Origin of the sequence: Gilliamella sp. HK2 (genome assembly GCF_001690265.1) — a bacterium.
Classification (GTDB): Bacteria; Pseudomonadota; Gammaproteobacteria; order Enterobacterales; family Orbaceae; genus Gilliamella; species Gilliamella apicola_C.
Genome location: NZ_LZGV01000084.1, coordinates 14,779 through 38,225, shown reverse-complemented (window position 1 = coordinate 38,225; position 23,447 = coordinate 14,779). Strand labels below are relative to the sequence as shown.

Genomic DNA, 23,447 nt, shown 5'->3' with positions numbered 1-23,447 from the left:
TATGACTACTGAAGTAAAAATTCGTACTCAGCAAGGTCGTGTTATTAGCGACAAAATGGATAAATCTATAACTGTAGCTATTGAACGTAAAGTGAAGCATCCGTTATATGGTAAGTTCATTAAACGTACGACTAAATTGCATGTACATGATGAAAACAACGAGTGTGGTATTGGTGATACTGTAGAAATTAAAGAGTGTCGTCCATTATCAAAAACCAAATCTTGGACTCTTGTTCGAATCGTTGAAAAAGCAGTTATTTAATCTTTTTGATTGAAAACTGTACATAATATAATAAACGGCTTAGTAGCCGTTTATTTTATGCTATCCATTTTATGTGAGTGGTGTTATACTATACGCCCTCACATAAGTGGGTTTTTGGTTGTCTATTCTTATCCATGGTAGTTGAGGTGGATGAAGGTAGATTAGACAATAATTTATTTATACGGAGCATTAAAATGATCCAAGAACAGACTAGGCTAGATGTTGCCGATAACTCTGGCGCACGTAGTGTAATGTGTATCAAGGTTCTCGGTGGCTCGCACCGTCGTTATGCAGCGGTAGGTGATATCATCAAAGTTACCATTAAAGAAGCAATTCCTCGTGGTAAAGTTAAGAAAGGTGATGTGCTTAAAGCTGTTGTAGTGCGCACTAGAAAAGGTGTTCGTCGTCCTGATGGATCTGTCATTCGTTTCGATCGTAATGCTTGTGTTATTTTAAACAATAACAGTGAGCAACCGATTGGTACGCGTATTTTTGGACCGGTCACTCGTGAACTTCGCTCTGAGAAGTTTATGAAGATCATTTCATTAGCACCAGAAGTACTGTAAGGAGCGGGTAATGGCAGCGAAAATCCGTCGAGAAGATGAAGTTATCGTGTTAACCGGTAAAGATAAAGGTAAACGCGGTAAAGTAAAAAGCGTTTTGTCTACAGGTAAAGTGATTGTTGAAGGTATTAATTTGGTGAAAAAACACCAAAAACCAGTACCTGCATTAAATCAAGAAGGTGGAATTGTTGAAAAAGAAGCAGCAATTAATGTTTCTAACGTGGCAATTTTCAACCCAGCTACAGGCAAAGCAGATCGCGTAGGCTTTCGTTTTGAAGACGGTAAAAAAGTCCGTTTTTATAAGTCTACTAATGAATTAATCAATTAAGTAATTTGGAGTGTACGATGGCGAAACTGCATGATTACTACAAAGCACAGGTAGTAAATAAACTGCAAGAACAGTTTGGCTACAAATCTGTCATGCAAGTCCCTCGGATCGAAAAGATCACCTTGAATATGGGTGTGGGTGAAGCAATTACTGATAAGAAATTATTAGATAATGCTGTTGCAGATTTAGCAGCAATCAGTGGTCAAAAACCACTTGTCACTAAAGCACGCAAATCAGTTGCTGGTTTTAAAATCCGTCAAGGGTATCCTATTGGTTGTAAAGTCACTTTACGTGGCGAACGTATGTGGGAATTTTTTGAACGTCTAGTTTATATTGCTCTTCCTCGTACTCGAGATTTCCGCGGTTTAAGCGCAAAATCTTTTGATGGTCGTGGTAACTATAGCATGGGTGTTCGTGAACAAATCGTTTTCCCTGAAATCGATTATGATAAAGTTGATCGTGTTCGTGGTTTAGATATTACTATCACAACGAGTGCACAATCAGATGAAGAAGGCCGAGCTTTATTATCTGCCTTTAACTTCCCATTTCGTAAGTAAGGTAGGGCATAATGGCTAAACAATCAATGATTGAACGCGATAAGAAACGCGTAAAGCTAGCAGAAAAATATTTTGCAAAGCGTCAAGAATTAAAAGCGATTATCTCTGATCTTAATGCATCAGATGAAGATCGTTGGAATGCAGTGCTTAAATTGCAAACGCTTCCTCGTGATTCTAGTCCATCACGTCAACGTCGTCGTTGTCGTCAAACTGGTCGTCCTCATGGCGTCCTTCGTAAGTTTGGTTTAAGCCGTATTAAGGTTCGCGAGTCAGCCATGCGTGGTGAGATTCCTGGTCTTAAAAAGGCAAGTTGGTAATCAGGGGAGTGTTATAGATGAGCATGCAAGATCCTATAGCAGATATGTTGACCCGTATTCGTAATGGTCAATCTGCGAATAAAGTTGCAGTCACCATGCCTTCCTCTAAGCTAAAAGTGGCAATTGCCAATGTGCTAAAAGAAGAAGGTTATATCGGGGACTATAAAGTTGTTGGTGACACTAAGCCAGAATTGGAAATTACTTTGAAATATTTCCAAGGCAAAGCTGTTGTAGAAAGTATTAAACGTGTTAGCCGTCCAGGGTTACGTATTTATAAGCGTAAAGATGAATTGCCAAAAGTTATGGCTGGATTAGGTATCGCAGTTGTTTCTACTTCTAAAGGTGTTATGACTGATCGTGCAGCACGCCAAGCGGGTCTTGGTGGTGAAATTATCTGCTACGTAGCGTAAGGGAGAAAAAAATGTCTCGTGTTGCAAAAGCACCTGTCGTTGTTCCTGCTGGCGTAGAGGTAAAACTCGATGGTCAGGTAATTACGATTAAAGGTAAAAATGGCGAATTATCTCGCACAATAAATAATGCTGTTGTGATTAATCAAGAAGAGGGTCAAATTAAATTTGCTCCTCGCGATGGCTTTGCTGATGCTTGGGCTCAAGCTGGTACGGCTCGTGCATTGATTAATGCGATGGGTATTGGTGTTACTGAAGGTTTTACTAAAAAACTTCAGCTAGTTGGTGTCGGTTATCGTGCACAAGTTAAAGGTAATGCAATTGGTTTATCTCTTGGATATTCACATCCAATTGAACATCAATTACCTGCAGGTGTGTCAGCTGAATGTCCTTCTCAAACTGAAATTGTACTGAAAAGTGCTGATAAACAGTTAATTGGACAAGTGGCTGCAGATATCCGTGCTTATCGTCGTCCTGAACCTTATAAAGGTAAAGGTGTTCGTTACGCAGATGAAGTTGTGCGTACTAAAGAAGCTAAGAAAAAGTAAGGTAACACTATGGATAAGAAATCAGCTCGTATCCGTCGTGCAACTAAAGCGCGTCGCAAGATGCATGAACTACTTGCAACTCGCTTGGTAGTTCACCGCACTCCGCGTCATATTTATGCGCAAATTATCGCACCAAACGGATCAGAAGTACTGGCAGCCGCTTCTACATTAGAAAAAGCTATCAGTGAAAGTTTAAAATACACCGGAAACAAAGATGCAGCAGCGGCGGTTGGTAAAGCAATTGCAGAGCGTGCATTAGCGAAAGATATCAAAGAAGTTTCATTTGATCGTTCAGGTTTCCAATATCATGGTCGAGTTCAGGCGCTAGCAGATGCTGCTCGCGAAGCTGGCCTACAGTTCTAAGGTAGGAGTTAAAGATGTCAAACATCGAAAAACAAGCTGGTGAACTGCAGGAAAAACTAATCGCAGTTAACCGAGTTTCTAAAACCGTAAAAGGTGGTCGTATTTTTAGTTTTTCTGCACTAACAGTTGTTGGTGACGGTAATGGCCGCGTAGGTTTTGGATATGGTAAAGCACGTGAAGTGCCAGCAGCAATTCAAAAAGCAATGGAAAAAGCACGTCGTAATATGATTAATGTTGCTTTAAACAACGATACTTTACAGCATCCAGTTAAAGGTGCTCACACAGGTTCTCGTGTTTATATGCAACCAGCATCAGAAGGTACCGGTATTATCGCTGGTGGTGCGATGCGTGCCGTTTTAGAAGTTGCTGGTGTTCGTAACGTTCTAGCTAAAGCATATGGTTCTACTAACCCAATTAATGTGGTTCGTGCAACTATTGATGGCTTAGAAAATATGAAATCACCAGAAATGGTTGCTGCTAAGCGTGGTAAAACCGTCGAAGAAATTTTGGGGTAATTAACCATGGCAAAAACAATTAAAATTACACAAACCCGTAGTTCTATTGGTCGTCTACCGAAGCATAAAGCAACGTTAGTTGGATTAGGATTACGTCGTATTGGTCATACTGTTGAGCGTGAGGATACTCCTGCAATTCGCGGTATGGTAAACCAAGTTTATTACATGGTTAAAGTTGAGGAGTAATAGTAATGCGTTTAAATACTTTATCTCCTGCTGAAGGTTCAAAGCATGCACCGAAACGCCTAGGCCGAGGAATTGGTTCTGGGTTAGGTAAAACAGGTACTCGTGGTGTTAAAGGTCAAAAATCTCGTTCAGGTGGCGGCGTTCGCCGTGGCTTTGAAGGTGGTCAAATGCCTTTATATCGTCGTTTACCAAAATTTGGTTTTACCTCACGTAAAGCTTTAGTTACAGCTCAAGTTCGTCTTTCTGATTTGATGAAGGTTGAAGGCGATATTGTTGACTTAAATAGCTTAAAAGTTGCAAATGTGATTAATTCACATATCGAATATGCAAAAATCATGTTATCTGGCGAAGTAACTAAACCAGTAACTGTTCGTGGTATTCGAGTAACTAAAGGTGCTAAAGCTGCAATTGAAGCTGCTGGCGGAAAAATTGAGGAATAATTAGAAAGATGGCAAAGCAACCAGGATTAGATTTTCAAAGAGCACGAAGTGGTAGCGGTGAGCTTACAAGACGCTTAATGTTTGTGCTTTTAGCGCTTATTGTTTTTCGTCTAGGTTCTTATGTTCCAGTTCCTGGTATTGATACTAAAGCGTTATCGGACTTACTAGCAAAAGCATCTTCAAATGGTATTGTTGGTATGTTCAATATGTTCTCTGGTGGTGCTTTAAGCCGTGCTTCAATTTTTGCTTTAGGGATAATGCCTTATATTTCTGCATCGATTATAGTGCAGCTATTAACTACAATTAGTCCTAAATTGGCAGAATTGAAGAAAGAAGGTGAATCAGGTCGTAAGAAAATTAGTCAGTATACGCGTTATGGCACATTAGGGTTAGCGATAGTGCAGGCTGTTGGTATTGCGACTGGTTTACCTAATCATCCAGAGTATGGTCATGTAGTGATTAATCCTGGATTTTCTTTCTATTTTATTGCATCGGTTAGCTTAGTTACTGGCACTATGTTTCTTATGTGGCTAGGTGAGCAGATCACAGAGCGAGGCGTAGGCAATGGTATTTCGATCATTATCTTTGCTGGTATTGTGGCTGGTCTTCCTCATGCAATTTATGAAACTATTGAACAAGCTCGTTCTGGTTCACTGCATCCGATTTTACTATTAGTGGTCGCTGCCTTAGTGGTTGGTGTGACTTATTTTGTTGTTTTTGTTGAGCGTGGTCAACGTCGTATTGTTGTTAACTATGCACAGCGACAACAAGGTCGTCGTATTTATGCGGCGCAAAGCACGCATTTACCATTAAAGATTAATATGGCAGGTGTCATTCCTGCAATATTTGCTTCAACAATTGTTATGTTACCATCTATGATGGCTTCTTGGTTCCAAGGAGATGGTGAAGGCTGGAGATATATTATGGTACTTATCTATCAATATTTCTCTCATGATGAACCGTTATATATAATCTTTTTTGTGGCGGCAATTATCTTCTTTTGTTTCTTTTATACAGCATTGGTTTTCAATCCGAGGGAAACAGCAGATCAGCTTAAAAAATCTGGTGCATTTATTCCAGGTATCCGCCCAGGCGAACAAACATCTAAGTATATTGACAAAGTGATGACTCGTTTAACACTAATTGGTGCGATATATATTACTGTTGTTTGTTTGATTCCGATGTTTATGACAAGTGCAATGAAAGTTCCGGTTCAATTTGGTGGAACATCGTTATTAATTGTTGTTGTTGTAATCATGGATTTTATGGCACAAGTACAGACTTTAATGATGCCAAATCGTTATGAGTCAATGTTAAAGAAAGCGAATCTTAAAGGCTACGGTCGATAAGTTAGCCAGAAGTTACGGAGAAAAATATGAAAGTTCGTGCTTCAGTCAAGAAATTATGCAGAAATTGTAAAATCATTAAACGTAATGGCATTGTTCGTGTTATTTGCGTTGAAGGTAAACATAAACAACGTCAAGGTTAATTTATTTAACTAGAAGTTGATTTGCATATTTTACTTGCCAAAGTATAGTAAAGCTGGCTAGAATAGCCAGCTTAGATTTAGTTGTGAATTCACCGTTTGAGTATCCTGAAAACGGGCTTTTCAGTATGGTGAATTTGCTAAACATTAACAATAAAGGAGTGCATAGTGGCCCGTATAGCAGGCATTAACATTCCTGATCAACAACATGCTGTGATTGCTTTACAAGCGATTTATGGTATTGGAGCTACCCGTGCTAAGACAATTTGTTCTGAAGCCGGTATTCCTGAAAATGTTAAGATCAGAGAACTATCTGAAGATCAGATTGAAAAGTTACGTGAACAAGTCGCTAAATTTACCGTTGAAGGTGATTTACGTCGAGAAGTAACTATGAGTATCAAGCGTTTATTAGACCTTGGTTGTTATCGTGGCATGCGTCACCGTCGTGGGCTTCCTGTTCGCGGTCAACGCACAAAGACTAACGCTCGTACCCGTAAGGGACCGCGTAAGCCAATCAAGAAATAATTGAGGTATAATTAAATGGCAAAGACACCTGTTCGTACACGTAAACGTGTAAAAAAGCAAGTTTCTGATGGTATAGCTCATATTCATGCATCATTCAACAATACAATCGTAACTATTACCGATCGTCAAGGTAATGCGTTAGGTTGGGCAACCGCTGGTGGTTCTGGTTTCCGTGGCTCTCGTAAGTCAACACCTTTTGCAGCTCAAGTAGCAGCGGAACGTTGTGCTGAAGCTGTCAAAGATTACGGAATTAAGAATCTGGAAGTTATGGTAAAAGGACCTGGTCCTGGTCGTGAGTCAACAATTCGTGCATTAAATGCTGCGGGCTATCGCATCACTAACATTACTGATGTTACTCCGATTCCTCATAACGGTTGTCGTCCACCAAAGAAACGTCGTGTTTAATTTATTAAACATTGAATGTTTAGGATTATTGGAGAAATAAAATGGCAAGATATTTGGGACCAAAACTCAAATTAAGTCGTCGTGAAGGTACAGATTTATTCCTTAAATCTGGTGTCCGAGCGGTTGACAGTAAATGTAAATTAGAACAAGCTCCTGGGCAACATGGTGCGCGTAAACCGCGTTTATCAGATTATGGTGTTCAGTTACGTGAAAAACAAAAAGTTAGACGTATTTATGGAATTTTAGAACGTCAATTCCGTAATTACTACAAAAGCGCAGCGCGTATTAAAGGCAATACAGGTGAAAACCTACTTGGTCTTTTAGAACGTCGCTTAGATAACGTTGTTTATCGCATGGGATTTGGTGCTACTCGCGCTGAAGCTCGTCAATTAGTTAGTCATAAAGCTGTTCTTGTTAATGGTCGCGTTGTAAATATTGCATCTTACCAAGTTTCACCTGAAGATGTGATTAGTGTTCGCGAAAAGTCAAAAAAACAAGCACGTATTAAAGCCGCTTTAGAGTTAGCTGAACAACGTGAAAAACCAACATGGTTAGAAGTTGATGCTAGCAAAATGGAAGGCGTATTTAAACGCTTACCAGAACGTTCAGATTTATCTGCTGACATCAACGAACATTTGATCGTCGAACTTTACTCTAAGTAAAGTTTAGCACTTAAGAGAGGACATAATGCAGGGTTCTGTAACAGAGTTTTTAAAACCTCACCTAGTTGATGTTGTTCAATACAGCCAAACACACGCCAAAGTGACTTTAGAGCCACTTGAACGTGGTTTTGGTCATACTTTAGGTAATGCACTACGCCGCATTTTATTATCATCTATGCCGGGATATGCAGTAACCGAAGTTGAAATTGACGGTGTTCTGCATGAGTACAGTACTAAAGAAGGCGTTCAAGAAGATGTACTTGATATTTTGCTTAATTTAAAAAAATTAGCAGTGCGTGTACATACTAAAGATGATGTTATGCTGACGTTAAATAAATCAGGTATTGGTGCAGTAACCGCATCTGATATCACTCACGATGGTGATGTTGAAATTGTTAATCCTGATTTAGTAATTTGTCATCTTACTGATGCCAATGCTTCAATTAGTATGCGTATTCGTGTACAACGAGGACGTGGTTATGTCCCTGCTTCTGCTCGCGTTAAGTCAGAAGATGAAGAACGACCAATAGGTCGTTTGTTAGTTGATGCATGTTATAGCCCTGTAGAGCGTATCGCATATTCTGTTGATGCTGCTCGTGTGGAACAACGTACGGATTTAGATAAGCTTGTTATCGATATGGAAACAAATGGGACTATCGATCCTGAGGAATCTATTCGTCGTGCATCAACTATTTTGGCTGAACAACTTGAAGCTTTCGTTGATTTACGTGATGTGCGTCAACCAGAAGTGAAAGAAGATAAACCGGAATTTGATCCAGTTCTCTTACGTCCAGTAGATGATTTGGAATTAACTGTTCGGTCTGCTAATTGCTTAAAAGCAGAAGCAGTTCATTATATTGGTGATTTAGTGCAACGTACTGAAGTTGAGTTACTTAAAACTCCTAATCTTGGTAAGAAATCGCTTACTGAAATTAAGGATGTGCTCGCCTCTCGTGGTTTATCTTTAGGCATGCGTCTTGAGAATTGGCCACCAGCAAGTATTGTTGAAGACTAAGATAAAATTTATATAAGAAGGATAAAGTTATGCGCCATCGTAAAAGTGGTCGTCAACTGAACCGAAATAGCAGCCATCGTCAAGCAATGTTTCGTAACATGACAAGTTCACTTGTTGAACATGAAATCATCAAAACTACATTGCCTAAAGCAAAAGAGTTGCGTCGTGTTGTTGAACCGTTAATTACGCTAGCCAAAAGCGATAGCGTAGCTAATCGCCGTCTGGCTTTTGCTCGTATCCGTGATAAAGATACAGTGAAGAAATTATTTTCAGATTTAGGCCCACGTTTTGCTACCCGTCCTGGTGGTTATGTACGTATTTTAAAATGTGGTTTCCGTGATGGAGATAATGCTCCAATGGCTTATATCGAATTAGTTGATCGCCCTGCAGTAGAAGCAGAAGCAACAGCTGAATAATTATTAAATCATTGCGTATTAAAACCGGCTATATGCCGGTTTTTTATTTTCTCATTTACACTTATTGTAATTATATTTTAAATTATAAAGTGCCAACCTTATTTAAAGTTAGTTGTCAGTTAAATGATGCTAAAGAATTATCAACTAACTAAGGCAGGTGAATAACAATTATCGATGTAAGTGTAGTTAGCTAATAATGAGGTGGTGGTGTTTCTTCCGATAAGTTGGCAATATTCGATGATTGTGTTGCTTGTAGCTTTTGGGATAATAAAGTCAATTGCTCTTTTAATTTGCTGATATCTGCTTGAAGGGTTGTTACCATACGGTTTAATTCCTCAATGGTAACTTCTTGAAAAGCAACTTTAGTTTCAAGTAATTCTAGTTGTTGATTCATAAAAACAGGCTTATGTATGCATATAATATATATGCTATATTGTAAGTAAAAATGGCTATCAAATCCATCCCCGTTCGGCAAAAGAGACATATTCGCCTTTACCAATTACAAGGTGATCAATAATACGAATATCAATCAAGTTACAAACTTGATCTATTTTTACTGTTAGCGCACGGTCAGCTTGGCTTGGTTCAGCTATGCCTGAAGGGTGATTGTGTGCCAAAATTAATGCAGCGGCATTATATTGTAATGCTCGTTTAGCGATTTCTCGTGGGTGAACTTCTACACAATTATAGGTACCGATAAACATTTCTTCTGATGAAATAACATGATTTTGGTTATCTAGAAAAATCACCATAAAAACCTCACGTTCTTTATCTGCCAAGCGGCTAGCTAAATAATGGTGGGTTAGTGCTGGTGAAGTCAGTGAGTTTTCATTGGATATTTTAACTTTTAGATATCGATGTGACAACTCGACAACAGCTTTTAGTTGGGTGTATTTCGCTGTGCCTAACCCCTGCTTTTTGCAAAAATCACTATGGCTTGCATTAATTAAATTATAAAAAGAACCAAACTCATTTAACAATTTTTGTGATAGTTCTAAAACAGGTAAGCCTTTGGTGCCTGTTCGTAAAAAAAGTGCAAGTAATTCTGCATCACTGAGAGTTTCAACGCCAAATTTTAACAGCTTTTCCCGTGGCATCAACGAAGCTGGTTGTGAAGACATAATGCTAAATTCCAATAATAGCAAAATCTAGATTATTAACGGAGAAATTAACAGTACAAAACAGTGTTATAAAATATTGGGATTTATTTCACAAATTATTAAGTAATATTTTGGCTATCTGGCAAATAAAAAGCGCTATATAGCGCTTTTATCATTACATCCTAAACGACGACAACTTAGTGGCAACCGCAACCGCCATGGCCTCCGCCACAACAACCACTATCATCATCTTCATGGTCATGGCCACCACAACCGCAACCACCATGATCATGCCCATGCTCACCATGAATATGACCGTGGGCTATTTCTTCTTCTGTGGCTTCACGAATAGCTAATACTTCAACGTTAAATTTTAGATCTTGTCCCGCTAGCATATGATTACCATCAATCGTGATATTATCACCATCGATAGCGGTAATTTCAACTGGTAAAGAACCATGCTCAGTATCAGCAAAAAAGCGCATACCAACTTCTAATTCATCAACACCGACAAACACATCACGAGGAACATTTTGCACAAGTGCATCATTAAAATCACCATATGCATTAATTATCTCAACTTCAAATTTATCACCAACTTGATGACTTTCTAGGGCTTTTTCAAGATCTTGTAATAAGTTTCCTGCGCCATGCAAATACTCAAGCGGAGCAGTTGCTGTTGCTTCATCAACAAGAACGCCATCTTTCGTTCTAACTTGGTATGCTATACTTACTACTGTGTTTTTTGCTATTTTCATTTTATCTCCAACGGGCTATAACGAGCAAATAAGCTATAGATTTTAGCTGAAAAAAGATTATCTGTATGCTATTTTCTTATTTTTATAAAAAGTTTTTAGTTAAGAAAGATATGAAGAGGGATTAGGAAATAAGTTAATGCCAGTTTGCGAACGAAGTAGAAGACTTTTTTGTTGTAAACAAGTTGTAGAAAAATTTCGTATTTTAGTATAAAAAGCCACTGCTTTGGAATGTTTACAATTCTTTGCAAAAAATCTCATTACAAAAGAATTAATTTATTTTATTATGCATTATCGCTAATATAATAGCATCTTTTTTATTTCTAGGCTTCAATTTAATTACTCGTATTGTATAAGATATTCTATTGAATAATTATTAAAAATAAGAAAATAACTATAAGGAGTTGTAGATATATGATAAAACGTGGTTCTAAGTCGGGCATCGGCCTAACTATTGATAATCAGCACTCTGTACTTGATGCAAGCTTCTCGTATCTAGTTTTTTTTCCTTTCAGTTTTGGCTTCTTCTCATTTAAACCTGATTTTATAACCAAAATAACGTTACTTAAAGCTCGCTTAAAGCCCAAACTAATTAAAATAAGTTTGGTTTTATTATCTCAATTTGCAATAGTAAGTTCATCTCATGCTATATTAACCGCTACCACAATTAGCGTTATTACAGGTAATGCGCCAGAGGTCATAGCGTTATCTAGTGCAGATAAGCAAGGTTTTACGGTTAACGGCATTTTTTATAGTGAAGCAAATGGTAATATAAAAACGGATGAAATTAAGGAATTTGACGGCAATTTAACGTTTAATGACTTTATGATTTCAAAATATGATTCCGAGAATTTGGATAAAGTGAATAATTATCGTGATATTGATGGCGATAATGCCGACCAAAGCGCTCCGTTTAAATTAGAAACGACCCATTATTGGTGGTACGACAATACAGGAAAACGGATAGAGGGCGATGATAGGACAAAAATCATAGGCTGTGGTAGTGGTTATGCAATGCCATTAAAACTAATAATTAAAACCAATGTTAAAGCATATTCGGCGTATGGGATACCAAAAGAAAGTAAATCTATTACATTAGCCAAAACCTACCAAATAGCGGCTAGAACACAGATTTGCTATGCAAAACCGAATGACATTATAGCTCATCCTAAAGAGCAATGGATTAGTTATAATAGCGATGGTAGTTCAGAAGTTTGGCATGATAAGAATCGTATAAAGCGCCATTCTATTCATGGTGGTGGTTTTACCAATGATTATGTACCAGATTATGGTTTTAAAGCTAAACCTACAATTTCGTCAAAAACATTCCCTACTACAGGCTTTCCTGGAGCTAAATTCCAATTAGTGATGACGGGTTCACAGAGCGATTATCGCTATAAAATACTTAATAATTCTGGCGAAAGAGTTTTGATTGATGATAATGGAATGGTTTTATTAAAAAATAAACCAACAGGAAATATTACTATACGAGTAACCTTGAAAAGAGATTCAACTGTTTATCATGATTATACGTTTAACCCAACATCTGTTTGGTTGGTTCCTCAAGCGGATGATTATATGAATTGGGAAGTAGCAAAGCAACGGTGTGGTGGAGTACAAAATATTCCCTCTTTGTCAATGTTTACTAATTCACCACAAAATAATATTGTTTTAAATACTGATTGGCGGTTCATCGCAAATACATTTACTAGAGCTATTGGAGGGGGTGTGTTTGCAGAATGGGGGTATTCTGATATAGCTAGTTATCCTGATTCTCAATGGGGTAGCTTTCAGCCGGCTAAAGATGGTAAAGCATATTATTGGTCATCAAATATTCATACCTCTAACGCTAATATGTTTGTTGGTGATGCTCGAGCAGGAAATGTAAATGCTTACGATATGAAACATAATCACCTGGTTGCGTGTAGAGGATAAATGATCAATGAATCAATAGATGATTTAGGATCGTAATGGTATTTTATTTAGTGAATGAGAATATATACTTCACTAAGCTTATATTGATCCTAATTGGGTCAATAGGGATAATGATAGATATTGGACTCAGTTAAACCATTTTGGAAAAAAACAACCTTTCATCATATTGATGCAGGTACTAGTTTAATTGGTCCTGATTGTGAGGATGATTATGGATGCCCAAATTTTTTATTTCGTCTGTAATTTCAAGGTATTATTGGTTAAACTTATTGATTAAAACTATTATTGAGTAATGGTTAATACCTATAATAAATTGAATTTACTCAATAGAATATCAAGGTGAGTTGTTATTTTGTAAAAGTGTACTTTTATGCATTTATCGCAAATCAACCTATATTTTGACACTAGTTCGTGTTGGAGCGCTAATTAAAATTAGCGCTTCATTTTAAAAGTTAATATAAATTAATGTGTTGTCATATGTGTCTTTGACACTTAATTTGCTAAGTGAGCGCCAGTAAAAATTGGTGTGGTCATTTAGATCTATCAGTTTGTTAGCGGTTTTCGTCTGTTGGGTTATGATAAGTTTTTTCACGATGCAATGGTGTAAAGAGCATCACGAACAAGGCTACCTAATTCTCAGCTAACACTCAGTACATAATAACTAATTAACAACGTGGTAATTATTCAGTAGCAGAAGATCTTGCTTTTTATGGAGGGTTGAAAACAAAGCTTAACAGAGAGAATTGTATAATTACTTATTTTATCTTTTAGCACATAAATAAAAAATCCATTTCTATTGTAAATTAAAATAACCGAATAAAACAGCATTAAAGAAAAATGATTATTGATATAGGGAGCAATATTTTGGTTGATAATCTATTTTTTATACTGGTAGCCCAGTTGTTTTTTCATGATTAATAATATTCTCCCACAATTGTGGGAGAATATTTTATGTTAAATTATTTAAGCTCTAACTCATTCATTGCAGCAATACTAAACCCACCATCAACATGGATGACTTCGCCAGTAATGCCAGATGCTAGATTTGAGCATAAAAACGCAGCCGAATTGCCCACATCTTCGGTAGTAACTGTGCGACGAATTGGCGTGACTGATTCACAATGAGATAACATTTTCTTGAAGTCTTTAATGCCAGATGCTGCAAGCGTACGAATTGGTCCTGCTGAAATGGCATTAACGCGCACACCTTCTGGTCCCATGGCATTTGCCATATAACGAACATTGGCTTCTAATGATGCCTTAGCTAGGCCCATTACGTTATAGTTAGGAATCGCACGTTCAGCACCTAGATAAGAAAGAGTGACTAAAGCTGAATTTGGATTTAACATCGATCGGCATGCTTTTGCCATCGCAACAAAACTATAAGAGCTGATGTCATGTGCAATAGCAAACCCTTCACGAGTTACTGCGTTAACATAATCGCCATCTAATTGATCGCCAGGTGCAAAAGCAATAGCATGGACAAATCCGTCAAATTTATCCCAAGTTTTTGCAAGTTCTGCAAATAGTTCAGTGATGCTATCATCGTGAGCGACATCGCAAGGTAAAACGATTTTAGAACCAAAATCAGCAGCGAATTCTTCAACACGTGTTTTTAATTTATCATTTTGATAAGTAAAAGCTAATTCAGCTCCTTCACGATGCATCGCTTGTGCAATACCATAAGCAATAGAACGATTACTTGCAACACCAGTAACCAGTATGCGCTTACCTGCTAAAAATCCCATAAATTATTCCTCTAATGTTTCTACTTTAATAGATTAGGATAGTGACGATTATATGTTGATAACGGCAATTGCGCCACAATAAATTTATGTTTCGCAACTTGTTGTTATTTTATCTTGTGTTACTGTGAGTTGTTTATGTGCTTAGCCATTGACTATAATAGCTAACTATTAATTTGTTTTAAGGATGATGCAATTTGAAAAACTTAGTTAATTATAAAATGTTGCCAATTTGGGATGCGCAAAACTTACCGCCATCATTTAGCGAAAAGCACAATACCCAAGCGGGCACTTGGGCAAAATTACATATTATTGCTGGTAGTTTGGATTTTGAAATGCTAACTGAGCAAGGCGAGGTCATAAGTCGACATCACTATGATATTGAGCATCAACCACCATTTGTATTGCCTCAGCAGTGGCACCGTATTGCCAAGGTGTCAAATGACCTACAATGCCAACTCGCTTTTTATTGTCAACCCGAGGATTACACGCATAAAAAGTACCAAATGACTAAGACGCATTCTGAAGTCGTGTCAGCGTGCCAATTTATTCCTAGGGGGCGGGTGTTAGATCTTGGCTGTGGATCTGGTCGTAATTCGCTTTATCTTCAGCGGTTAGGCTTTGATGTAGAGGCGGTAGATAAATCTCAATCAAGTATTGAGAATCTACAACAAATTATTACAAACGAAAATTTGCCACGTATAAATGCTACGATTTATGATATTAACCAAGCAAATTTAAAAGGTGAATATGATCTAATTATCTCAACTGTTGTGATGATGTTTTTACAACCCGATAAAATCCCAGATATTATTCATAATATGCAACAAGTTACCCAATATGGCGGTTATAATTTAATTGTTTGCGCAATGTCAACGGATGATTACCCATGTTCTATCGGATTTTCATTCACATTTAAAAAACAAGAATTATTAAATTATTATCAAGATTGGGAGATCATAAAATATAATGAAGATATTGGTCAATTGCATAAAACAGATATTCATGGTAACCGAATAAAATTAAGGTTTGCTACACTTTTGGCGAGAAAACGATAAATATTACAGGATGAAATCCTGTAATATTAGCGCTTAGATTGTGAGTCTATGCATTGTTAATCCATGCTTAGTTGTTCACCAACAACAAACCATGTTTTACGAGAATTTAATAAATCTTGTGCTGACATCGGCTTTTTACCCGCAGGTTGTAGAAGTGTTATATTCAATGCATTTTGGCTAGTTGCAATACAAATACCATTTTTATCTGCTTTTAAAATAGTGCCTGCGGGTTGTTCTGTGTCAATTTCAACAACAGCGGCTTGCCATACCTTAATCGGCTCACCATTAATGTCAAAATAGCTAACTGGCCATGGGTTAAAAGCGCGAATACAACGTTCAAGTTGCTTAGCAGGTAAACTCCAATCAAGTTTTGCCTCCTGTTTTGAAAGTTTTTCGGCATAGGTTGCTTGTGATGAATCTTGCCTTTCTGGTTGGATTCTTCCTTCGCCGATTAAGGCTAATGTATCAAGTAGCGCTTGTGGTCCTAATTGGGCTAGTTTTTCATACAGTGATGCGCTGGTGTCGGTATGCTCAATTGGGCAAGAAAGTTTATATAACATATCACCCGTATCAAGCCCTGCGTCCATCTGCATGATAGTAACACCTGTAACTTGATCGCCAGCCCAGCAAGCACGTTGAATAGGTGCTGCACCACGCCAACGTGGTAGTAATGAACCATGCACATTCAAACAGCCTAATTTAGGCATATCAAGTACAGATTGTGGTAAAATCAGCCCGTAAGCAACAACAATCATAATATCAGCATTTAATTTTTCAATAATTTTTTGATTTTCTTCATTTTTAAGCGTTACTGGTTGATAAACAGTAATATCATGCTCAACAGCCAATTGCTTAACAGGGCTTGCTGTTAACTTATTACCACGACCAGCTGGTCGGTCGGGTTGAGTAAAAACAGCAATCACATTATGATGAGACTCAATTAGCGCCTTTAGATGAGTCGCGGCAAAATCAGGTGTGCCAGCAAAAATAATATTTAATGGTTTAGTTATATGTGGCATTAGCGTTATATCCATAATTAAAAGATAATAGAAATTATACCCCAAATTTTAGCAAGAATCTTTAATCAGCAAGGAGTGATATTTATTTGTATGCTTTCGGGTGTGCTAGGCTTGCTCCGTTGGTGGTTTATTCTGATGCCAAATAACAACTGTCCACAGCCGATTGGGGGGGTTAAAAATGGGGATATTTGGCGCTTAAAAATCATTCAGAAAACCCATTGATTTTATTGAAGTTTTTATTTTGATTTTTTTATGAAAAAATAACCGTTTTTTCCCCCTAAAGGCTAATACCGTGCTTATACGTGTCAGAATGTGCTACCGACGGTATGAGGTTAGCACGCCAAACAAGGATGTTTAGCGATGCTATTTTATTGGGAATAATTTTGTTATAAACAAATTAATAAACAATTATTTATTTTTAAAATGGCAAGAATATTGGCACTAGTGCAATATCAACTGCCATCACCAAAAACGTTAATGGCACGCCAATTTTGACAAAATCTCCAAAGCTATAGCCACCAGGTGCTACTACCATGGTTTTAATTGGTGAAGACACTGGCGTAATAAATGACGCTGATGTGGCAATGGCTACCGTCATAGCAAATGGGTACGGCGAATAGCCAAATTTTAATGCTAAATCAATAGCAATTGGTGCAATTAAAATGGCTGTTGCGGTATTGGATATAAATAAGCCAATTGTTGAGCATAATAAAAAAATAAATGTTAGTACCATATAGGGACCAAAATGGCGCAGGTGGATTTCGAGCCATGCGGATATAAGTGATATCCCTCCTGTTTTATTGAGAGCTAGTGCAAAGGGCATCATACCAATGATTAAAATTAATGTTGGCCAGTGGATTGATCGGTAAGCGCTGGCCATGTCAATGCACCGTGTTGCACCCATTAATAAGCAGGCAATGAGTGCAGCTACGACATTTGGTACAATACCTGTAACCATGAATAGAATCATTATGGCTAAATTAATTAATGCTGCATATGCCTGTGAACTTGCTGGTGCGACATCATCAATATCTGATGGGTAATCTAATACAACAAAATCGCTTGTTCGTGTTTGTAGTTTTTGGATCGATCCCCAGTCACCACACACTAATAATGTATCGCTCATTTCTAGGCGCTCTTGGAATAAGTTGTTGGTTTCAACAGGGGCATGATTGCGCCAGATGCCAATGACAGTTAGGAAATATTTTCCCCTAAAATTAATTTCATTGAGTGTTTTACCACATAATGTTGATTCTGGTAAGAGTGCAACTTCAGCCATGCCGACTTCTTTAACTTGTTCTGAAAAATATTCGCCACGTAATACTTTCGGTTCAAGGTGATTGGTGGTTAAAAAAGTGCGGTAGTCGGCTTCAGAATGCGACATGTCAAGTAATAGAATGTCATTTTCACGAAATTCAGTTGATCCATTAACGGGGATTAGTACTTTTTGAAATTTTCGCCAGCGCTCAATACCAATCACATTTACGCCGTGTTCACTACGTAGATGTAAACCATCGATAGTGCGCCCCACAAAAGGTGAGCCAGCAAGTATCTGTGCTCGGTGTGCACGACCAATTAATTTATAGTCTCGAATTAAATCGGTTATTTTTCGCCTTTGTGGCTGGGTATTGGTGGGGGAGGCTTGTTCCGCTGAGAGTAACCAATTTCGAGTTAATACACAGTAAATGATCCCAACTGCTAAAACACCTAAACCAATTGGTGTAATTGAAAAAAAACCAAATTCAGTTAGTTTAAAGTGGCTCAGTTCACTGTTGACAACTAGGTTGGGGGCTGTGGCCACTAAAGTCATCATGCCACTAATTAAAGCAGCAATACAAAGTGGCATCATTAATTTTTTTACATGAATGCCAGTGTGATTAGCAATGCTGATAGCAACAGGGATGAAAATAGCAACAACGCCTGTTGAGCTCATTACTGAGCCGAGCAAGGCAACGCCTAACATGATATAGATAATAATACGGATATCGTTTTTGCCTGCTATTTTAAGAATATACTCGCTCATTTTGTATGAGATACCTGTTCTTACAAGGCTTTCTCCAATTATAAATAATAATGCAATTAGGATTATGTTGGGATCACTAAAGCCTGCTAATGCTTCTGATGGCGTGAGTACGCCAGTGATGGTAATGGCTGTAATTGTCAGTAATGCAATAATGTCCATTCTTAATTTGCTCAATGAGAATAGCATAATTGCAATAAACAATAATAAGCAGACAGTAATCAGTGGCGAATATTGGGAAAAAGAGCTCGGTAAAAAGGCTGTAATCGATGACATTAAATTATGTCCAGATGGCGATTGTTCCACGGAATATCACTCTATTGTTTCGAGAAGATTTTCGACATAATACCTTGGTTTATTGCAATAGGGAATATCTTCACACAAAGTTTGTTATGCAATAAGCAGATAAGCGTTCTGTTCATTGCTTGTTTTTTAGCATTTCTTGCTGTTTATTTTAAAGGCTATTCGCGTTATTTCAAAGTGGGTGTAATTTATACGGATGAGGTAAGTCATTGAGCGAACTTTTGAGGAGAGAGTATGTCATCAAAAAAAACAGTAGCACAAATTATAGTTGATATTTTAGCTGAGGCGGGTGTTAAACATTGCTATGGTATTGTGGGTGATACGTTAAATCACATCACCTCAGCCATTAAAAGAAGTGATATTCAGTGGGTGCATGTTCGTCATGAAGAAGTTGGTGCTTTTGCTGCAGGAGCTGAAGCTTATTTGACCGATCAAATCACTGCTTGTGCTGGCTCTTGTGGGCCAGGCAGTTTGCATTTTATTAATGGTATTTATGAAGCACAACGCAATCGAGTTCCTGTTATTTTGTTAGCAAGCCAGCTTGTTACTTCACAGCAAGGAACAGATTTCCCACAAGAAGTTGATTTTGAAACGTTATATAAAAATTGTTCTGTATTTTGCCGGCAAATCAATGATCCTACTCAAGTAAGAGAAATCACTACAGCAGCCATTCAAACAGCAATTAACCAACGAGGCGTAGCCGTTTTAGTTATTCCGTATAATGTGAGTTTAGAGAAAGTGGAGGATAATAGCCACCGTAAAATTTATCATCCTCACCCTATTATTCGTCCATCAGATCAAGAACTTAGCAAAATTGCCAGTATGCTAAATAAAAATAATAAAGTGACTATTTTTGCAGGTCAAGGTGTCTATGAAGCTCATGATGAGCTCATTGCTTTAGCTCATAAATTAAAATCGCCTATTGTACATACTTCGAGAGCTAAAGATTTTGTTGAATATGATAACCCTTACAATGTTGGCATGACAGGAATGTTTGGCGTTGAGTCAGGAACCACCGCAATAAAAGAGTGTGATGTACTTTTAATGTTAGGTGCTGATTTTGCATGGTCACAATTCTACCCAGATAAGGCTGCTATTATTCAAGTTGATATTGATGCAACTCACCTTGGACGGCGGCATCCTGTTGATATCGGTGTAGTTGGGAGTTGTAAACCGACTTTGGCAACACTGCTACCTTTAGTTGATGAGAAACAAGATGATGAGTTTTTAGGGTTATGCCAAAAATTGTACACCAAATCAATGAAAAAATTGAATAAAAAAACGATTCCTTCTCGCTCAACCATTCATCCTCAATATTTAACTGAACTTATTGATAAATATGCAACTGATGATGCTGTACTTTGCGCTGATGTCGGTTCGGCAATGGTTTGGGCTTGTCGCCATTTTAATACCAATGGCAAAAGACGCACCGTAATCAGTTTAAAACATGGCACAATGGCTAATGCGATGCCACAAGCTTTAGGGGTACAAAAAGCATTTCCAAATCGGCAAGTGATCTCCTTGTCAGGCGATGGCGGTATAAGTATGTTGCTGGGCGATTTATTAACCACAATTCAAGAACAGTTACCTATAAAAATTATTGTACTAAATAATAGCTCGCTTAACTTTGTTGAATTAGAGCAAAAATCGGAAGGGTTAGTTGATCACTATACTGACTTACAAAATCCTGATTTTGCAAAACTTGCTGATTCAATTGGCCTTTTTTCTATCAGGGTGGATGATTCTGATTTACTTGAGTCTGCTGTGCAATCATTTTTAGCTCACTCTGGTCCAGCGTTATTAGATGTTAAAACCAGTGCTAATGAACTTGTTATGCCCCCTGAAATCCACGCATCGCAAGTAATGGGAATGGCACTTTATGGTGTCAAAGCCTCATTACATGGAAAAATGGGGGACGTGGTAAATTTATTGGTAGATAATTTTATTAAGAAATAATTTATTTATACCGATAAATTTATTTATAAAGAAGTTTCAGCTAATACCTAATTTTTAGTCTATTTTCTTAAGATTTCTGCCACTGTATGTGGCAGATTAAGCATATTAAAAGCTAACCGCACCTTCTTCTGCGGTAGTTAAATTTTCTCTGATAATGGTAAATAGTTCTCTTCCATAACCAAGATGCGAATCGGTTAATTCGAAAGGATAAGGTGTACGTTTAGCTAATTCAGCTTCGTCAACTAATAGAGTTATTTCACCTGTTTGCCCATTTACACGGATCATGTCGCCATTTTGTACTTTACTAAGTAAACCGCCATCATAAGCTTCAGGGGTAACATGGATCGCTGCTAGAACTTTTCCTGATGCGCCCGATAATCGACCGTCAGTTAATAATGCAACTTTGTAACCTTTATCTTGTAGCACACCTAGCGGTGTTATCAATTTGTGCAATTCTGGCATACCAATAGCTTTGGGTCCTTGATAACGTACAACAACCACACAGTCTTTATCTAACTTACCGGCCTTATATTCAGCATCTAAATCATATTGGCTATTAAAAATGGCCGCAGGTGCTTCAATAATTTGATGTTCAGGCGCAACTGCTGATGTTTTCATTATTGCACGGCCAAGATTGCCAGACATCACTTTTAATCCGCCATGTGAATTAAACGGTTTTTGGATTGAGGCAATCACGCTATCATCTAATGATTTTGTTGGGCCGTTGCGAAAAATGAGTTGACCATTTTCTAAAATCGGCTCTTGGGTATAACGGCTAAGTCCATGTCCTACCACGGTTTGTACATCTTCGTGTAATAAACCTCCTGCCAATAATTCGCGAACCAATAAAGATGTGCCTCCAGCAGCTTGAAAATAGTTGATATCAGCAGGTCCATTTGGGTAAATTCGACAAATTAAGGGGACTACGGTGGATAGATCTGAAATATCATCCCAGTTAATGATAATTCCCGCAGCTTTAGCCATGGCTACAATATGCATAGTTAAATTGGTTGATCCCCCAGTGGCAAGTAATGCCACTAAGCCATTAATAATGACTTTTTCGTCAACCATTTTACCAACGGGCATATAATTACCCGATTGGTTCGTTAAGCGAGTGATCTGTTTAGCCGCAGCATTGGTTAACTCAAAACGCAATGCTGTTTCAGGATGAACAAATGCCGCGCCAGGTAAATGTAACCCCATTAATTCCATTACCATTTGGTTGCTATTGGCTGTACCATAAAAGGTGCAAGTGCCACTAGTATGGTAAGAGGCTGATTCGGACTCAAGCAAATCTTCACTCGAAGCTTTGCCTTCCGAATAAAGTTGGCGGATACGCACTTTTTCTTTATTTGATAGCCCTGATGGCATTGGCCCTGCAGGAACAAAAATGGCAGGTAAATGCCCAAAAGTTAATGCACCAATTAATAAGCCAGGCACGATTTTATCGCAAACACCAAGGTATAGTGCGCCATCAAACATATTATGTGAAAGCCCAATTGCTACCGACATGGCTATGATATCACGACTCATTAATGATAATTCCATTCCAGGTTCACCTTGAGTTACCCCGTCGCACATGGCCGGCACACCGCCAGCCATTTGACCAACAGCGCCAACTTCGTGAAGTACTTTGCGGATTTGCTCAGGATAATCTTCGTAAGGCTTGTGCGCTGAAAGCATATCATTGTAGGAATTAATAATGCCAATATTACTTTTTAAGATGTTTTTTAGATCGTTTTTATCATCAATACAACAAGCCGCAAAACCATGGGCTAAATTGCTGCATGGTAAACTAGAACGGGTGACTTTTTTGCTCATCGCGTGTTCTATTTTTTGTAAATAAGCTTGGCGAGTCGCTTTAGAACGCTCAATAATACGTTGAGTTACAGCTTGAATGATGCGATTCACATTAACCTCTTAAATTATCATTGTTATCTTTCTAATTTTATTTATATTATTCATAATTACATATTGAACGTATGACTTGCTCTGTATCATTGACAACATCAGTTAATGGTTGCTCAATGTTAACCGTATAGACATCTTTTTCATGAATCGTTGGCTCTTCTAGCGTGTCAAATTGTGATTGTAGCATTTCGCTTTTTTGGTAATGGCCTTTACGTTTAGCTAATCGCTTAGCAATGACGTCATAGCTTCCTTTTAGATAAATAAAGTGAATGTTTTTATTTTCACCACGAATAATATCTCGGTATTTTCGTTTTAACGCTGAGCAGATAATAATTGAAACATCATTAACATTGCGCATTGCAAATGCGGCATTGCTAATTAGGTTAAGCCAAGGCATTCGATCTTCATCGTTTAATGGTGTGCCATTTTGCATTTTTAAAATATTGGCTTTAGGGTGCAAAAAATCGCCATCTAAAAAAGACGCATCAAGGTTATAAGCTACTTGCTTGGCAACCGCTGATTTACCACAACCTGACACACCCATTAATACAAAAATTGGTTTATCTTGTGTTGTCATAGTAAACTCTTCCACCTATTTTGTTACTGGTAACATGTTACAAATTAAGATTTTTTTTGCAATTTAAAAAAGT

At 37.8% G+C, this 23,447-nt stretch carries 29 protein-coding genes; 21 read left to right on the top strand and 8 right to left on the bottom strand.

Going from position 1 to position 23,447, the window contains the following annotated elements; translation table 11 throughout:
- Position 1: 1 nt before the first annotated feature.
- The 18 genes from rpsQ (at position 2) to rplQ (ending at position 8,995) form a co-directional block, all read left to right on the top strand.
- A complete protein-coding gene (gene rpsQ, locus A9G45_RS08480) occupies positions 2 to 262 on the top strand; it encodes a 30S ribosomal protein S17 (protein ID WP_034911151.1) in 261 nt (86 codons plus the stop codon).
- Positions 263 to 456: 194 nt separating this feature from the next.
- Entirely contained in the window at positions 457 to 828 is a 372-nt protein-coding gene (gene rplN, locus A9G45_RS08475; protein ID WP_025314392.1) for a 50S ribosomal protein L14, read from the top strand.
- A gap of 10 nt (positions 829 to 838) precedes the next feature.
- Positions 839 to 1,153, top strand: coding sequence for a 50S ribosomal protein L24 (rplX, locus tag A9G45_RS08470; RefSeq protein WP_065567156.1), 315 nt, complete (start codon positions 839 to 841; stop codon positions 1,151 to 1,153).
- 17 nt (positions 1,154 to 1,170) lie between these two features.
- Positions 1,171 to 1,710, top strand: a complete 540-nt coding sequence (rplE, locus tag A9G45_RS08465; RefSeq protein ID WP_065558584.1) for a 50S ribosomal protein L5 — start codon at positions 1,171 to 1,173, stop codon at positions 1,708 to 1,710.
- A gap of 11 nt (positions 1,711 to 1,721) precedes the next feature.
- Entirely contained in the window at positions 1,722 to 2,027 is a 306-nt protein-coding gene (rpsN, locus tag A9G45_RS08460; RefSeq protein WP_025314395.1) for a 30S ribosomal protein S14, read from the top strand.
- A 17-nt stretch (positions 2,028 to 2,044) separates the two neighbouring features.
- Positions 2,045 to 2,437 carry a 30S ribosomal protein S8 gene (gene rpsH / locus A9G45_RS08455; protein ID WP_065567155.1) on the top strand — a complete coding sequence of 131 codons (393 nt, stop codon included), beginning with the start codon at positions 2,045 to 2,047 and terminating at the stop codon, positions 2,435 to 2,437.
- An 11-nt stretch (positions 2,438 to 2,448) separates the two neighbouring features.
- On the top strand, positions 2,449 to 2,982 hold the full coding sequence (gene rplF / locus A9G45_RS08450; protein WP_065572389.1) for a 50S ribosomal protein L6: 534 nt from the start codon (positions 2,449 to 2,451) through the stop codon (positions 2,980 to 2,982).
- Between the two features lie 9 nt (positions 2,983 to 2,991).
- Complete coding sequence (rplR, locus tag A9G45_RS08445; RefSeq protein WP_025314398.1) at positions 2,992 to 3,345, top strand: 50S ribosomal protein L18; 354 nt, start codon at positions 2,992 to 2,994, stop codon at positions 3,343 to 3,345.
- A 14-nt stretch (positions 3,346 to 3,359) separates the two neighbouring features.
- Positions 3,360 to 3,860, top strand: coding sequence for a 30S ribosomal protein S5 (rpsE, locus tag A9G45_RS08440; protein WP_025314399.1), 501 nt, complete (start codon positions 3,360 to 3,362; stop codon positions 3,858 to 3,860).
- A 6-nt stretch (positions 3,861 to 3,866) separates the two neighbouring features.
- Positions 3,867 to 4,046 carry a 50S ribosomal protein L30 gene (gene rpmD / locus A9G45_RS08435; protein ID WP_025314400.1) on the top strand — a complete coding sequence of 60 codons (180 nt, stop codon included), beginning with the start codon at positions 3,867 to 3,869 and terminating at the stop codon, positions 4,044 to 4,046.
- A 5-nt stretch (positions 4,047 to 4,051) separates the two neighbouring features.
- Positions 4,052 to 4,486, top strand: a complete 435-nt coding sequence (rplO, locus tag A9G45_RS08430) for a 50S ribosomal protein L15 (RefSeq protein ID WP_065567153.1) — start codon at positions 4,052 to 4,054, stop codon at positions 4,484 to 4,486.
- An 8-nt stretch (positions 4,487 to 4,494) separates the two neighbouring features.
- A complete protein-coding gene (gene secY, locus A9G45_RS08425) occupies positions 4,495 to 5,835 on the top strand; it encodes a preprotein translocase subunit SecY (RefSeq protein WP_065567152.1) in 1,341 nt (446 codons plus the stop codon).
- A gap of 26 nt (positions 5,836 to 5,861) precedes the next feature.
- Complete coding sequence (gene rpmJ, locus A9G45_RS08420) at positions 5,862 to 5,975, top strand: 50S ribosomal protein L36 (RefSeq protein ID WP_025314403.1); 114 nt, start codon at positions 5,862 to 5,864, stop codon at positions 5,973 to 5,975.
- A gap of 165 nt (positions 5,976 to 6,140) precedes the next feature.
- Entirely contained in the window at positions 6,141 to 6,497 is a 357-nt protein-coding gene (gene rpsM, locus A9G45_RS08415; RefSeq protein WP_065567151.1) for a 30S ribosomal protein S13, read from the top strand.
- A 15-nt stretch (positions 6,498 to 6,512) separates the two neighbouring features.
- On the top strand, positions 6,513 to 6,902 hold the full coding sequence (rpsK, locus tag A9G45_RS08410) for a 30S ribosomal protein S11 (protein ID WP_025314405.1): 390 nt from the start codon (positions 6,513 to 6,515) through the stop codon (positions 6,900 to 6,902).
- A 41-nt stretch (positions 6,903 to 6,943) separates the two neighbouring features.
- Positions 6,944 to 7,564: a 30S ribosomal protein S4 gene (gene rpsD / locus A9G45_RS08405; protein ID WP_065567150.1), complete on the top strand. Its 621-nt coding sequence runs from the start codon at positions 6,944 to 6,946 to the stop codon at positions 7,562 to 7,564.
- A gap of 25 nt (positions 7,565 to 7,589) precedes the next feature.
- Entirely contained in the window at positions 7,590 to 8,579 is a 990-nt protein-coding gene (locus tag A9G45_RS08400; RefSeq protein WP_065567149.1) for a DNA-directed RNA polymerase subunit alpha, read from the top strand.
- A gap of 29 nt (positions 8,580 to 8,608) precedes the next feature.
- Positions 8,609 to 8,995 carry a 50S ribosomal protein L17 gene (gene rplQ, locus A9G45_RS08395; RefSeq protein WP_065558593.1) on the top strand — a complete coding sequence of 129 codons (387 nt, stop codon included), beginning with the start codon at positions 8,609 to 8,611 and terminating at the stop codon, positions 8,993 to 8,995.
- A 190-nt stretch (positions 8,996 to 9,185) separates the two neighbouring features.
- On the opposite strand, the gene A9G45_RS08390 is transcribed toward rplQ, so the two are convergent.
- From A9G45_RS08390 to slyD, 3 genes are all read right to left on the bottom strand, one after another.
- A complete protein-coding gene (locus tag A9G45_RS08390; RefSeq protein WP_065567148.1) occupies positions 9,186 to 9,389 on the bottom strand; it encodes a SlyX family protein in 204 nt (67 codons plus the stop codon).
- A gap of 58 nt (positions 9,390 to 9,447) precedes the next feature.
- Complete coding sequence (gene radC, locus A9G45_RS08385) at positions 9,448 to 10,116, bottom strand: RadC family protein (protein WP_065567147.1); 669 nt, start codon at positions 10,114 to 10,116, stop codon at positions 9,448 to 9,450.
- Between the two features lie 176 nt (positions 10,117 to 10,292).
- Entirely contained in the window at positions 10,293 to 10,853 is a 561-nt protein-coding gene (gene slyD, locus A9G45_RS08380) for a peptidylprolyl isomerase (protein ID WP_065567146.1), read from the bottom strand.
- 411 nt (positions 10,854 to 11,264) lie between these two features.
- Between slyD and A9G45_RS08375 the strand changes: the two genes are divergently transcribed.
- Positions 11,265 to 12,785, top strand: coding sequence for a hypothetical protein (locus A9G45_RS08375; RefSeq protein ID WP_065567145.1), 1,521 nt, complete (start codon positions 11,265 to 11,267; stop codon positions 12,783 to 12,785).
- Between the two features lie 959 nt (positions 12,786 to 13,744).
- Here A9G45_RS08375 and fabI read toward each other — a convergent pair.
- Positions 13,745 to 14,533, bottom strand: a complete 789-nt coding sequence (fabI, locus tag A9G45_RS08370; protein ID WP_065567144.1) for an enoyl-ACP reductase FabI — start codon at positions 14,531 to 14,533, stop codon at positions 13,745 to 13,747.
- Between the two features lie 194 nt (positions 14,534 to 14,727).
- Between fabI and tehB the strand changes: the two genes are divergently transcribed.
- The gene (gene tehB, locus A9G45_RS08365; RefSeq protein WP_065567143.1) at positions 14,728 to 15,588 is read left to right on the top strand and encodes an SAM-dependent methyltransferase TehB; all 861 of its coding nucleotides are present in this window, start codon (positions 14,728 to 14,730) and stop codon (positions 15,586 to 15,588) included.
- A gap of 56 nt (positions 15,589 to 15,644) precedes the next feature.
- Here the strand turns inward: tehB and fmt are convergent, their stop codons facing one another.
- Entirely contained in the window at positions 15,645 to 16,598 is a 954-nt protein-coding gene (fmt, locus tag A9G45_RS08360; RefSeq protein ID WP_065567188.1) for a methionyl-tRNA formyltransferase, read from the bottom strand.
- 427 nt (positions 16,599 to 17,025) lie between these two features.
- The gene (locus tag A9G45_RS08355) at positions 17,026 to 18,903 is read right to left on the bottom strand and encodes an SLC13 family permease (protein WP_081297871.1); all 1,878 of its coding nucleotides are present in this window, start codon (positions 18,901 to 18,903) and stop codon (positions 17,026 to 17,028) included.
- 261 nt (positions 18,904 to 19,164) lie between these two features.
- Between A9G45_RS08355 and A9G45_RS08350 the strand changes: the two genes are divergently transcribed.
- Entirely contained in the window at positions 19,165 to 20,886 is a 1,722-nt protein-coding gene (locus A9G45_RS08350) for a thiamine pyrophosphate-dependent enzyme (RefSeq protein ID WP_065567142.1), read from the top strand.
- 105 nt (positions 20,887 to 20,991) lie between these two features.
- Here the strand turns inward: A9G45_RS08350 and edd are convergent, their stop codons facing one another.
- The gene (edd, locus tag A9G45_RS08345) at positions 20,992 to 22,797 is read right to left on the bottom strand and encodes a phosphogluconate dehydratase (protein ID WP_065567141.1); all 1,806 of its coding nucleotides are present in this window, start codon (positions 22,795 to 22,797) and stop codon (positions 20,992 to 20,994) included.
- Positions 22,798 to 22,843: 46 nt separating this feature from the next.
- The gene (locus A9G45_RS08340; protein WP_065567140.1) at positions 22,844 to 23,374 is read right to left on the bottom strand and encodes a gluconokinase, GntK/IdnK-type; all 531 of its coding nucleotides are present in this window, start codon (positions 23,372 to 23,374) and stop codon (positions 22,844 to 22,846) included.
- Positions 23,375 to 23,447 lie beyond the last annotated feature (73 nt).